General features: G+C 66.4%; 10 protein-coding genes. 3 read left to right on the top strand and 7 right to left on the bottom strand.

The genetic code is table 11. The features are described 5' to 3' along the window. Nucleotides 1-47: 47 nt before the first annotated feature. From tsaE to ubiE, 6 genes are all read right to left on the bottom strand, one after another. Nucleotides 48-1,568, bottom strand: coding sequence for a tRNA (adenosine(37)-N6)-threonylcarbamoyltransferase complex ATPase subunit type 1 TsaE (gene tsaE, locus HAP40_RS00385; protein ID WP_166811801.1), 1,521 nt, complete (start codon nucleotides 1,566-1,568; stop codon nucleotides 48-50). Further along, on the bottom strand, nucleotides 1,565-4,069 hold the full coding sequence (locus HAP40_RS00380; RefSeq protein WP_166811803.1) for a sensor histidine kinase: 2,505 nt from the start codon (nucleotides 4,067-4,069) through the stop codon (nucleotides 1,565-1,567). Before HAP40_RS00380 ends, tsaE begins: the two co-directional genes overlap by 4 nt. Nucleotides 4,070-4,331: 262 nt before the next feature. After that, nucleotides 4,332-4,790, bottom strand: coding sequence for a dUTP diphosphatase (dut, locus tag HAP40_RS00375; protein WP_166811805.1), 459 nt, complete (start codon nucleotides 4,788-4,790; stop codon nucleotides 4,332-4,334). Continuing rightward, the gene (gene coaBC / locus HAP40_RS00370; RefSeq protein ID WP_166811807.1) at nucleotides 4,787-6,238 is read right to left on the bottom strand and encodes a bifunctional phosphopantothenoylcysteine decarboxylase/phosphopantothenate--cysteine ligase CoaBC; all 1,452 of its coding nucleotides are present in this window, start codon (nucleotides 6,236-6,238) and stop codon (nucleotides 4,787-4,789) included. The genes dut and coaBC overlap by 4 nt, the downstream gene beginning before the upstream one ends. A gap of 57 nt (nucleotides 6,239-6,295) precedes the next feature. Then, on the bottom strand, nucleotides 6,296-7,870 hold the full coding sequence (gene ubiB, locus HAP40_RS00365; RefSeq protein WP_166811809.1) for a 2-polyprenylphenol 6-hydroxylase: 1,575 nt from the start codon (nucleotides 7,868-7,870) through the stop codon (nucleotides 6,296-6,298). Continuing rightward, entirely contained in the window at nucleotides 7,867-8,628 is a 762-nt protein-coding gene (gene ubiE, locus HAP40_RS00360) for a bifunctional demethylmenaquinone methyltransferase/2-methoxy-6-polyprenyl-1,4-benzoquinol methylase UbiE (protein WP_166811811.1), read from the bottom strand. The genes ubiB and ubiE overlap by 4 nt, the downstream gene beginning before the upstream one ends. Before the next feature lie 81 nt (nucleotides 8,629-8,709). Between ubiE and mutM the strand changes: the two genes are divergently transcribed. Continuing rightward, nucleotides 8,710-9,609 carry a bifunctional DNA-formamidopyrimidine glycosylase/DNA-(apurinic or apyrimidinic site) lyase gene (mutM, locus tag HAP40_RS00355; protein ID WP_166811813.1) on the top strand — a complete coding sequence of 300 codons (900 nt, stop codon included), beginning with the start codon at nucleotides 8,710-8,712 and terminating at the stop codon, nucleotides 9,607-9,609. 6 nt (nucleotides 9,610-9,615) lie between these two features. After that, the gene (locus HAP40_RS00350; protein WP_166811815.1) at nucleotides 9,616-10,170 is read left to right on the top strand and encodes a GNAT family N-acetyltransferase; all 555 of its coding nucleotides are present in this window, start codon (nucleotides 9,616-9,618) and stop codon (nucleotides 10,168-10,170) included. 167 nt (nucleotides 10,171-10,337) lie between these two features. Here the strand turns inward: HAP40_RS00350 and HAP40_RS00345 are convergent, their stop codons facing one another. Further along, complete coding sequence (locus HAP40_RS00345; protein ID WP_166811817.1) at nucleotides 10,338-11,081, bottom strand: ParA family protein; 744 nt, start codon at nucleotides 11,079-11,081, stop codon at nucleotides 10,338-10,340. A gap of 243 nt (nucleotides 11,082-11,324) precedes the next feature. Here HAP40_RS00345 and ggt point away from each other — a divergent pair, with 243 nt between their 5' ends. Next, on the top strand, nucleotides 11,325-13,004 hold the full coding sequence (gene ggt / locus HAP40_RS00340) for a gamma-glutamyltransferase (RefSeq protein ID WP_166811819.1): 1,680 nt from the start codon (nucleotides 11,325-11,327) through the stop codon (nucleotides 13,002-13,004). Nucleotides 13,005-13,008: the final 4 nt, after the last annotated feature.

Genomic DNA, 13,008 nt, shown 5'->3' with positions numbered 1-13,008 from the left:
GCCAGAATAGCGACATCTTGGCTAACGGCCGGTAAATCGGATCAGGATCAGGGGTGTGGCGGCGGGACGTTGGCGAGATACCAGTCGCGTAGCGCGCCAAGCGCCGGATGCGCCAGCGAGCGCTGCAGATAGGTCCAGATCCGCGGCTGGTGGCGCAGGTAATGCGGCTTGCCGTCGCGGCGGTTGAGCCGCGCAAAGGTGCCGAGCAGGCGCGTGTTCCGTTGCGCCGACATGATGGCATAGAGCTCGGCGAAGCCGGCGGCGTCGAAGCCGGAATCATTCGCGCGGCGCGCCTTGATGTAGCGCGACAGCAGGGTCAACTCGATCGTCTCAGGCACGTCGATGCGGGCGTCCTGGAGCAGCGAGACGACGTCGTAGGATTGCGGGCCGAGCACCGTGTCCTGGAAATCGATCACGCCGACGCGTTCGATGCCGTCGCGATCCCCGAGCCAGATCAGGTTGGGCGAGTGGAAGTCGCGGATGACCCACGTCTTGGGTGCCGCCAGCGGCTTTCTCAGCAGCTCGCGCCACATCGCGAAAAACTCCGCGCGCGCCGCTTCGCTCAGGGGCGCGTTGCGATCGGGCAGATACCATTCCGCCATCAGGCCGATCTCGATCAGCAGCGCCTCGGTGTCGAAGACCGGGATGTCGTAGCTCTGGCCGGCCAGCGGCAGGGTTTCCGTCAGCGTCCTGGCGTGCAGTGTGGCCAGCACGTCGGTCGCAGCCTCGTAGCGCTCGGGAATCGGGCGCGGCGGGTCACCTTCGATCACGCCTTCGCTGCCGAAATCCTCGGTGATCAGGAAGCCATGGTCGAGATCGGAATGGTGGATCGCGGGAGCCGAGATGCCTTGGGCGCGGAGGCCTTCGTCGATGGCGACGAAGGGTTTGACGTTCTCGGCGAGATGCACCGCGGCGCTGTAGGACTTGCCGTTGTACAGCGCGGCACCATCCGGCCGCTGCGGAAAGTTCATGAGGATGACGATCGCGTCGTCGCACAGCAGCCGCGCATAGGAGCGGGTCGAGGCGTCGCCCGGCATGCGCTTGCGCGTCGCATCCATGAAACCGGCGGCATCGAGGAATGCGCGCAGCGCCTTCAGGCGCGCGACCTGGGTTGCGGCTTTGCCATGACCGGTGATGTCGGCGGCCCGTGCATTCGAGCCCAGCGCCGGCCGGTGCGTCAGCGCGATGTCGATGCGGTCTTGCGGCATCGCTGACGGCGCGCGCTCCGGCCACTCGATCAGGATGAGGGTGGCGTCCGGCAGCGGCGACAGCCCGATCTCCTCGAGCTCGCGTTCGTCCTCGACGCGGTAGAGATCGGCATGCAGCACGGGGAAGGGCGGCAGCTCGTAGCCCTGCACCAGCGTGAAGGTCGGGCTCGGCACCTCCAGCGCATCGTCGCCGGCGAGATAGCGGATCAGGCTGCGCGCGGCCGCGGTCTTGCCGGCACCGAGATCGCCGGTGAGGGTGATGACGTCGCCGGGGCCGACCAGCAGTGCGAGGTCGGCCATCAATTGCGCGGTGGCCGTCTCGTTGTGAAGCGCGACGGAGAATGTGACGGGCTCTGTCATTCGGCGGCGTCGCGATGCGCCGCCCGGTCGGTCGGGAAATCGCAGATCACGACCGTGCCCCGGCCGACGATCGAATCCACCCGCACCTTGCCGCCATGCAGCTCGACGAAGGAGCGCACCAGCGACAGGCCGAGCCCGGCGCCGCGGTGACGCGAGCCCTGCGAGCGGCTTTCGAACCAGTTGAACACCTTGTCCTTCATGTCGGCAGGTATTCCAGGTCCCGAATCTGTCACGGTGAAGACCACGCTGCGTTCGGTGCGCCGCGCGCTGATGCCGACGGTGGATTCCTGTGGAGAAAACCCGACGGCGTTGGCGAGGAGGTTATAGAGCACCTGCACCACGCGCTTCTCGTCGCCGACGAAGCTGCCGACATCGGGCGCGATCTCGACCTTGAGGCGGATACGGTCGGTGGCGAGGCGGTCCTGGATGCCCTCGGCGGCGAGCTCGATGGTCTTGCTGACGTCGACCGGGCCGAGTTCCAGCTTCATCGCGCCGGCGTCGATGGTGGCGAGATCGAGGATGTTGTTGGTGAGCGCCAGCAGCGCGTTGGTCGATTTGGTGACGTAGTCGAGATATTCGGCCTGCTTCGGCGTCAGCGGCCCGGTCGAGGGATCGCTGAGGAAATGCGCGAAGCCGATGATGGTGGTGAGCGGCGAGCGCAGCTCGTAGGAGACGTGGTGGACGAAATCCACCTTCATCTGGTCGGCGGTCTCCAGCGCCTCGTTGCGCTCGCGCAGCGCGCGCTCGACATTCTCGGTGTCGGTGATGTCCTGGAACGTCAGCATGGTCGCGCCGTCGTGCAGCGGGCGGATCATGCCGTCGAGCACGCTGCCGTCCTTGCGCTCGATCTTGAGCGGCACGTCGGCACGGCTCTCGATCGAGGTGACGGCCTCGCGGATCTGACGCCACACCACGGGATCGTCGAACAGCTGGTGGCACCAGCCTTCGACGGTCTGGATGTGCGGCTCGTCGCGCATGGCGTCGGCGGACAGCTTCCACATCCGCACGAAGGCCGGGTTGAACAGTTGCGCCTTGCCATTGCTGCCGAACACCGCGACGCCCTCGGCGAGACTGTCCAGCGTCTCGCGCTGCACCCGGATCATGCCGTCGAAGCGGCGGGCCAGCTCGAGGCTTTCGGTGACGTCGTCGAACAGATAGGTGACGCCGCCTTCGGGGTTCGGCGTGGTGACGACCGAGAGCGCGCGGCCGTCGGGCAGGTACCAGGTGTCCTTGGCGGCCTCGACCGCGCGATAGGCCTCGTGCAGCTTGGCCTTCCAGGCGCGGAAATCCGGCTGCTCCGGCAGCTTGCGCGCGGCGCGAAGCTGGTCGAGCACGCTGGAATCATCGGGGTTGGCGTCGAGGAAGCTGCGGTCGAGGTCCCACAGCCGGCGATAGGAATCGTTGTAGAAGGCGAGGCGGCGCTGGCCGTCGAACACGGCAACACCGGAGGAGAGCTGGTCCAGCGTGCGGCGATGCGCCTCCGCCATGCGGATAAGGGCCGAGCTGAGCGCCGCCGCTTCACTGGCATCGATGGCGACGCCGACGCTGCCGCTGCCGACATTGACCGCGCGTACGTCGTAGATGCGCCGCTCGCCGCCGATCACGATCGGCAGGCGCGAATTGAAATGGGCAGCGTCCTTCAGGCCCCGCTCCATCGCAGTGCGATCGGCGCTGTCGAGCAGCTCGAGCTTGCGCTGCTGGGCGTCGGTGATACTGGCCGCCTCGGTCGCGCGGACATAGGCCGGATTGGCGTAGGTCAGCGCACCGTTCTCGCCCTTGGCCCAGATCGGCCAGGGTGCGGCGGCGGCGAAGCCGCGTAGCATCTCGGTCTCGTCGGCGAGCGCCTTGTAGCGCAGATTGGTCTCGGCCAGATCGCGCCGGAGGCCCGAGAGCTCGCGAATCCTGACAATGGCCTGGCCGCCGATGGCGCGGCCGATGGCTTCGAGCGTATGGCCATGCGCGGTTGTCAGCGTGAGCTGGAACCCGTCGCCGCGCTCGCGCAGCGCGTCGACCGCATGATCCATCTGAAGCGCCGGTTCCGGCGGCAGCCAGGCTCCGAATGCAAGCACCCGCTGCGGCGAGGAATCGCGCGGCAGCACCATCGAGATGTCGCCGGAAATCTGGGCGCGGTTGTCGCCGGCCGGCCAGGAGATCAGGATCTGCGGCTCGGCGAACAGCAGCGCCCCGAAGCGATCGGCTTGGAGCTGCAGTTCCCCGATTCGCGCGCGCAGCCGCGCCTCGCTCTTCGCCGTGCGCACCCGCGTGCGCATCAAAAGGATCGCGGCCATCACCGAGAAGCCGAGCAGCGCCAGCGCGGTGGCGACCACCGCGAGTTCCTGCCGGTTGAAATCCAGCATGATGGAGAGAGTGTCGACGAGGTCGGCGGCTTCAGCCGGCGCAGCCGGCAGCAGCGCCGCGAAAGCGCCTCCCAACAAGCCGTTGCGCGCCAACGATGTGCACGACAGCAGCGTCCGACGCATCGACACGATCACGCCTGACATAGTTGCCCCAAGATCGCACAGATTTGCGCACGGCGACCCCCGTCGCGCGCGAATCAAACGACAATACCCTCACCGCGACTCCGGCGGTAAGAGTCCAGATCGTGAACGCAAAGGCGGCCCCCTAAAAATGCCGGGCGCAGTTCCCGGCTCGCGTAATTCTGCGGGTGATTCGGCTGGAATTGCCGTGATTTAACGTGTGACGCGTATCGCTTGCCCTCCCTCCCCCGCAAGCGGGAGAGGCGAAGCCAACGCGCAAGCTCAGCTAGCGGCCGGTCGAGCCGAAGCCGCCGGCGCCGCGATCGGTTGTCGACAGGGTGGCGACGGGAACCAGCGCGGCCTGCACCACGGGGGCGATCACCATCTGGGCGATGCGCTCGCCGCGCTTGATCACGAAGGGTGCCTGGCCGTGATTGATCAGGATCACCTTGATCTCGCCGCGGTAGTCCGCATCGATCGTGCCGGGCGAGTTTAGCACGGTGACGCCGTGCTTGGCCGCAAGCCCCGAGCGCGGCCGAACCTGGGCCTCGTGCCCGGGTGGCAAGGCGATCGCGAGGCCGGTCGGCACCAGTGCGTGTTGGCCGGGCGCGAGCGTCAGCGGCTCGTCTTGTGGCACCGCAGCCATCAGGTCGAGGCCGGCGGCCTCGGCGGTCTGATAGGCCGGGAGCGGCAGGCCGTCGGCATGCGCGAAGCGTTGCAGTTCCACCGTGACTTTGGTGCTCAAGATACCGGCTCCCGGGATTTGTCGGTCACGCCCTTGGCGACATGCGCGACCAGTTCGATGGCGACCTGTTCCTTGGTCATCACCGGCCAGGAATCAACTGCGATCTCGCCATCCTTCTCGCCATTCTTGCGGCTGATGAGGTGGACCGTGTTGCGGTCGCCGCCCATCACGCCGGTGGCGGGCGAGACGTCGTTGGCGACGATCCAGTCGCAGCCCTTGCGCGCGAGCTTTGACTTGGCGTTGTCGATCAGGTGCTCGGTCTCGGCGGCAAAGCCGATCACCAGCGGCGGACGCTTGTCGGTCAGCTTGGAGATCGTGGCGAGAATGTCGGGGTTTTCAACCAGTTGAAGCGGCGGCATGCCGGCCGAGGTCTTCTTCAGCTTCTGCTCGCCCTCATTGGCAACGCGCCAGTCGGCGACGGCGGCGGCGAAGATCGCGATGTCGGCCGGAAGCGCGGCGTGCACCTGCTCCAGCATCTGCCGCGCCGATTCGACATGCTTCACCGTCACGCCCTGGGGATCGTCGAGATCGACGGGGCCGCTGACCAGGATCACCTCGGCGCCCGCCGCTTGCGCGGCGGCGGCGATGGCGAAACCCTGCTTGCCGGAGGAGCGATTGGCGATGTAGCGCACCGGATCGATCGGCTCGTGGGTTGGGCCGGCGGTGATCAGCACGCGCTTGCCGGCGAGCGGCTTGGGTACCGGCGGCCGTAGCAGCCGCTCGGCGGCATTGGCGATCTCGATGGCTTCGGACATGCGGCCGGTCCCGGCTTCGCCGGCTTCGGCCATCTCGCCGGTGTTCGGTCCGATCAGCACCGCGCCGTCGCGCTGGAGCACACTGATGTTGCGGCGCGTCGCCGCGTTGGTCCACATCAGGGGGTTCATCGCCGGCGCCAACAGCACCTTGCGGTTGGAGGCGAGCAGGATGGCGCTGGCGAGATCGTCGGCAAGGCCGTTCGCCATCTTGGCCATCAGATCGGCCGTCGCCGGCGCCACCACGATCAGGTCGCAGTCGCGCGCGAGGCGAATATGGCCGGCATCGAACTCGCTCTGGGGGTCGAACAGGTCGGTGTAGACGCGCTCATGCGACAGCGCGCTCACGGCCAGCGGCGTGACGAATTGCTGCGCCGCCTTGGTCAGCACGCAGCGGACCTCGATGCGGCGCTCCTTGAGCCGGCGGATCAGGTCGAGCGATTTATAGGCGGCGATCCCGCCGCCGATGATCAGGGTGACGCTGGCCTCCGGGAGGGCGCCGGTGCGCTGCGGCAAGGGGACGGCGGAGGCTGCCGGTGGCACCGCAAACGGCGTCAGCGGCTCCTCGCGGCCCTCGATCAGCTCCCTCAGGATGACCCGGACCTCTTCCTCGACCGACCTGTGATTCTTGGCCGAGCGCAGCCGCAAATAGGTTTTGACGGCGTCGTCGAGCTTGCGGATGGTCAGGCTTGCCATGACGCCCCTCCAGCACGGAATGATAGCGATGCTATCACTCGCGTGATTGCACTGCAATCATAGATTCCGGACGGCGATCAGGATTCCGATGAAGGTCGCGGCGATGATCCAGAGCGCCACGGTGCGCCAGCGGTTCTTGCGGCCCTCGCTGCGTCCCATGGCCGCGATGCTCTCGGGCGACAGCCTGAGGCCCTCCCGCGTCATGGTCTCGAGCTGCTCGAGCACCTTCACCGATCGCTCGGCGATCTCCGGCAGGCGCATCAGCACCCGCGCGATGTCCCCGGTCCCAGCGAGCGCGCCCTGCACCCGGCCGATCGGGCCGAGGTTGCGCTCGATCCATTCGCGCACCACGGGGTCGGCGATCTTCCAGATGTCGAGCTTGGGATCGAAGCCGCGCGCCACGCCCTCGACCACCACCATGGTCTTCTGCAGCAGGATCAGCTCCGGCCGCGTCGTCATGTCGAACAGGCCGGTGACCTCGAGCAGCAGCGTCAGCAGCCGCGCCATCGAGATCTCCTCGGCGGTGCGGTTGTGGATCGGCTCGCCGATGGCGCGGATCGCTTGCGCGAAATTCTCGACCGAATGGTGCGCGGGCACATAGCCTGCCTCGAAATGCACCTCGGCGACGCGGCGATAGTCGCGGGTGATGAAGCCGAGCAGGATTTCCGCGAGGAAGCGCCGCTCCTTCATGCCGAGCCGGCCCATGATGCCGAAATCGACCGCGACCAGGCGGCCGGCATCGTCCAGGAACAGATTGCCTGGATGCATGTCGGCGTGGAAGAAGCCGTCGCGCAGCGCGTGCCGCAGGAAGCTCTGGATCACCTTGCGGCCGAGATCGGGCAGATCGACCTGGGCCTCTTCGAGACGCTTGTGGTCGTTGAGCGCGATGCCGTCGATCCACTCCATCGTCAAGACGTTGTGCGTGGTGCGGTCCCAGTCGACAGCAGGTACGCGGAAATCAGGATCGCCTTGCGTGTTCTCCGCCATCTCCGACAGCGCCGCAGCCTCCAGCCGCAGGTCCATCTCCATCGCGACCGAGCGCGACATGGTGTTGATGACCTCGATCAGGCGCAGGCGCCGCGCCTCGGACGAATAGGCCTCGGCCTTGTGCGCGACGAAGAAGAAATCGGAGAGGTCGCGGCGGAAGCGCGTGGCGACGTTGGGCCTGAGCACCTTGATCGCGACCGATTTGCGGATGCCGTCGCGCAGCACCTCGCCGCGATGCACCTGCGCGATCGAGGCGGCCGCGACCGGCGGCCCAAAGCTCGCAAACACATCCGTCAGCGGCCGTTCCAGCGACGTCGTGATGGCAGCTTCCGCCTCGGCTTGCGAGAACGGCGGCAGGCGGTCCTGCAGGCTTTCCAGGTCGCGGGCCATGATGACGCCGACGACGTCGGGGCGCGTTGCCAGGAATTGCCCGAGCTTGAGATAGGCCGGGCCCATCCGCGTCAGCGCACGCGATATCCGCGGTCCATGCTTGACCCCGCGGCGCTCAATGATGCGCGCCAGCTTCAGCGCGAGCTGCCCGGGCGGCGGCACCAGGCTCGGATCGACCGAGCCGAACACGCCCTCGCGCGCAAAGACGAACGCGGCGCGGATCAGGCGCGTCATGTGGGTGATGCCAGAAATCACAAACGCCAGCCTGAATGCAGTGCGACGATGCCGCCGGAGAGGGCCTGCCAGCTGACGCGGGAAAAGCCGGCGTCGCGGATCATGTCGGCGAAGGCGGCCGGCTTCGGAAACTTGCGGATCGATTCGACCAGATATTGGTACGATTCGGCGTCGCCTGTGACCAGGCGGCCGAGCGGCGGGATCACCTTGAACGAGAACAGGTCATAGAGGCGATCGAGCCCGGGCATCTCGACGGTGGAGAATTCCAGGCAGAGGAAGCGGCTGCCGGGCCTCAGCACGCGATAGGCCTCGCGTAGCGCAAGGTCGATCTGCGGCACGTTGCGGATGCCGAAAGCGATCGTATAGGCGTCGAAGCTGCGGTCGGCGAAGGCCAGCGCCTCGGCATTGCCTTCGACGAAATCGACCTGGGTGTCGAGATGACGCTTGATCGCGCGCTCGCGGCCGACGGCGAGCATGTCGGAATTGATGTCGCAGACGGTGGCATGGAAGCCGGGGCCGGCCGCCTTGGCGGCGCGGAACGAGATGTCGCCGGTGCCGCCGGCCACGTCGAGCAGCGCGAAGGGCCGGTCGCTCCTCGGCGGGTCGAGCGCGTTGATCATGATGTCCTTCCAGACCCGGTGCAGGCCTCCGGACATCAAATCGTTCATCAAATCATAGCGCGAGGCCACGCTGTGAAACACATCGTTCACCAGCGTCTGCTTGTCGCCCAGGGGAACGTCCCTGAAGCCAAAATGCGTGGTTTCGCCCGGCCGATCCATTACTCTACTCCACGAGGCGGACCATAGCGCGCCCGCCGCAATGGCGCTATCACACCGCCTTCATAAGGTGAATGCCTGACCATGCCCGAATTGCCCGAAGTCGAGACTGTCCGCCGCGGCCTTCAGCCCGTCATGGAGGGTGCGAAAATCCTCGTTGCGGAGGCCCGCCGGCCAGATTTGCGCTTTCCGTTCCAGCCGGACTTCGTGGCGCGGCTCAAGGGGCAGGTCGTCACCGGGCTCGGCCGCCGCGCAAAATATCTCATGGCCGATCTCGCCTCCGGCGACGTGCTGCTGATGCATCTGGGCATGTCGGGCTCGTTCCGCGTCATCAAGCCGGACAACGACGCGCAGCCCGGCGAGTTTCATTATCCGAAGGGCAAGGATTCCGCGCACGACCATGTGCTGTTTCGGATGTCCTCCGGCGCCGACATCGTCTTCAACGATCCGCGCCGCTTCGGTTACATGAAGGTGATCGCGCGGAACGCGCTCGATGACGAACCGCTGCTGCGCGGGCTCGGCCCGGAGCCGCTCGGCAACGAGTTCGATGCCGCGATGCTGGCCCGGTCCTGCGAAGGCAAGACCACAAGCCTGAAGGCCGCGCTGCTCGACCAGCGCGTGGTGGCGGGGCTCGGCAACATCTATGTCTGCGAGGCGCTGCACCGCTCGCATCTGTCGCCGCGCCGGATCGCGGCGACGCTCGCGACCAAGGGCCGCAAGGGCGTTGGCGGGGGCGAGCCGACCGATCATGCGAAGCGACTTGTCAGTGCCATCCACACCGTGCTGAACGATGCCATCAAGGCCGGCGGCTCCAGCCTGCGCGACCACCGCCAGACCTCGGGCGAACTCGGCTATTTCCAGCATTCGTTCAAGGTGTATGACCGCGAAGGCGAGAAGTGCACGACCCCGGGCTGCGGCGGCACCGTGAAGCGATTCACGCAGAACGGACGGTCCACCTTCTGGTGTCCGAAATGTCAGAAATAGAAGCCCATGCAGACGCCGCGACTTGAAACCGAACGGCTGATTCTGCGTCCGCTGGCGCTATCCGACGCGCCGGCGATCCAGCGGCATTTCGACAATTGGAATATCATTCGGCATCTCTCCACCGTCGTGCCCTGGCCGTATCCCGCCGACGGCGCGGAGACCTTTGTCAGGATGCAGCTCGACAAGATCTCGGCCGGTGACGAAATCCTTTTCTGGGTGCTGGTGTTGAAGGGTGGTGATGGCGAAGCGATCGGAACCATTGATCTGCGCCCCCGTGCCGAAGGCCTGAAAGGAAATCGCGGTTTCTGGCTCGCCGAGCCGTACTGGCGGCGCGGGCTGATGACGGAAGCGATCGCGGCTGTGAACGATTTCGTCTTCCTCACGCTCGGCCTCGATCACTTCCATGTCTGCAATGCGGCCACGAACGAAGCCTCACGCCGGGTCAAGCAGAAGACCGGTGCGGAGTTTGTCGGCTTCATCGAACTCGCCCATCACGGCGGGCAGACGAAATCCGAGAAATGGATCGTGCGGCGGGAGGCCTGGCTGCGCGGCAAGGCGTGACCGCGACGGATGTCTCCCTGGCGTCATGCCCGGGACAAGCCTGGGCACGACGGCATCATCGAAAAACGCGAAGCAATCCGGCCGGGCTGGCGGCCGGATTGCTTCGTCGCTTGGGCTCGTTCACCGGATAGCGAGGAGCCTGTCTGCGGCCTGAGCGATCGCCCCGCTCAGGACGCCAGTGTCGTGGTCTCGTCCGAAAGCTCCGTGCCCGCATGCAGCATGCCGTCGGCAGCCGAGATGACCTGATCGATCAGCAGATGGGTCGTCGTGGCTTCGAGCTCGAGCCGGGTCTCGATCCAGCGCCAGAGGCTGCGGATCTCGCCCGCCGACTTGCCGTTCGGTGCGAATTCGCTCACGGCAAGACCGTTCGCGAGCGAGTCCTGATGGTCGTTGCGCATCGCGATCAGCGGGCGCGCGAGCACGTCCGAGAGATCGAGTGCGGCTTCCTCGGCGAGGGTGTTGGCGGCGTTGTCGATGCGCTGGCCGCGGATCGGCGTCTGGTTCAGCACGAAGCTGTAAGGCCGCTTCCAGGCGCGCGCGACGCTGAGCGTGGAGACGGTCGCCTCGATGTCGGCGACGCTCGGGCGGGCCGGGATCAGGCAAAGGTCGGAATGACGGATCGCCGCGGTGGTGGCCGCGCTGAGACCGGCCGCGGTGTCCACGATCGCAAGCTGGAGGCCGCTGTCGGCCAGCATCTTCAGCCGAGGCTCGATGTCGGCGGCGTGATAGATCGGCTCGACCACGAGATCATCGGCGACGCGGCGGCGCTGCCAGTTGGACAGGGTGCCCTGCGGGTCGGTCTCGATCAGGCGAACGGTGAAGCCGGCCTGCCTGGCGACCAGCGCGAGGCCGATGGCAAGCGTGCTCTTGCCGCTGCCGCCCTTTTGGGTGGCCAGTACGATCGTGTGCATTGGAAGATGAGTCCTTTGGAGTGCCTGGGTCTTGGGGTAACGCCACGCGAACGTGCATCGCTTCGCGATGCTGAGCTCTTCTCGCTCAGGACGTGCCCTGCCCGATCCAAAGGGGACCGCGGATGTCCCAATCAACGGTAACGATGATGGCAGAATCGGGAATGCCAGCTAACCCGTACCAATACTGGACCCGTAGTCGTGCGTATGATGTGCTCGCCGCCGTGAACAAGAAGGGCGGGCGGCATGGGCGGAAACTGGCGCGACCGGACGGCAACTACCTTTGAATGCCAGAAGATGCCGGCGGTATCGAGCCGCGGCATGGTGGTCAGCAACCATTCCTTGGCTTCCAGCGCCGGCGCCGAAATGCTGGCCGCCGGCGGCAACGCGATCGACGCCGCGATCGCGACCCTGTTCGCGCTGACCGTGGTCGAGCCGATGATGGTCGGCATCATCGGCGGCGGCATGGCGCATATCCGACTCGCCGATGGCAGCCACCGCTTCATCGATGGCCAGAGCACCGTGCCCGCGGCGGTGCGCGACACCACCTACACGTCCAAGCCGGGCTCGCCCCATGACGTGTTCGACACCGTCGGCAACGAGAACCTCAACGGTCCGAAGGCGGTTGCGGTGCCTGGCTCGCTCAAGGCCTGGTGCGAGACGCTGCGCCGGTTCGGTACCATGAGCCTTGCCGACGTCATGCAGCCTGCGATCAAGTACGCTGCGCGCGGCTATACGGCGACCCCTTATTTGCACGAATGCATCAGCGAGAGCGCCGCCGAGATGAGAAAAGATCAGCCGATCGCGGCGATCTATCTGCCGCATGGCGAGCCCCTCAAGGTCGGCGAGCGCGTGGTGCAATCAGAATATGCCGAGACGCTGCGCTATATCGCCGATCATGGCGAGAAGGCTCTCTATGAAGGACCGCTCGGCGATATCCTCGCCGACTACATGGAGAAGACCGGCGGCTTCATCCGCCGTAGCGATCTGACCGGCTACAAGACGGTCGAGCGGCAGCCGATCCGCGCCGACTATCGCGGCTGGACTATCTTTGGACCACCGCCGCCCGCCGCCTCGGGCGTGCACATCGCGCAGATGTTGAACATCCTGGAAGGCTACGACATCGGCGGCCTCGGCTTCGGCACATCAGAGACAATACATTACCTCGCCGAGGTCCTTAAGATCGCCTTCGCCGATCGCGCCGCGGCCAGCGGCGACCCTGACTATGTCGGCGTGCCCGTGGAGAAGCTGACCTCGAAGGCCTATGCCGAGGAGCGGCGCCGCGCCATCGATCCGGCGCGCGCGCAGGAATGGGGCGCCGGCGTTTCGCAGCTCGAAGGTGCGCACACCACGCACATGACCGCGGCGGACGCCTCCGGCAATGTGGTCGCGACCACGCAGACCATCAACAATCTGTTCGGCGCCAAAATCATGATCCCGGGCTTGGGCGCGATCGCCAACAATTACATGAACCTGTTCGACCCCCGTCCCGGCCATGCGCTGTCGCTGGCGCCGGGCAAGCGCGTCACCACTTCAATGTCGCCGATGATGGCTCTGCGCGACGGCAAGTTGCGCTATGCGCTCGGCCTGCCCGGAGGCAAGCGCATCTTCCCGAGCGCAATGCAGGCGCTGGTCAATCTGATCGACCACGGCATGAGCCTGCAGGAGGCGGTCGAGGCGCCGCGCGTCTGGACCGAAGGCAATGCGCTCGAGGTCGAGCAGACTGTGCCGGAGGCTGTGCGCACGAAGCTAGCGGCGCTTGGCCACAAGGTTCAGCCCGTCGCGACAGTTGCCGGCGGCATGAACGGCATCGCCTTCCACGACGACGGTGCCATGACCGGCGCCGCCTGCTGGCGCGCCGACGGCACGCCGGTCGGGATCTCCGGGGGGCTCGCCAAGGCCGGGATCAGATTCAGGCTGAGCTAGTCCT

Source organism: Bradyrhizobium sp. 1(2017), assembly GCF_011602485.2.
Taxonomy (GTDB): domain Bacteria; phylum Pseudomonadota; class Alphaproteobacteria; order Rhizobiales; family Xanthobacteraceae; genus Bradyrhizobium.
The sequence above is the reverse complement of the archived record's forward strand: the minus strand, read 5'-3'. Positions and strand labels throughout refer to the sequence as shown.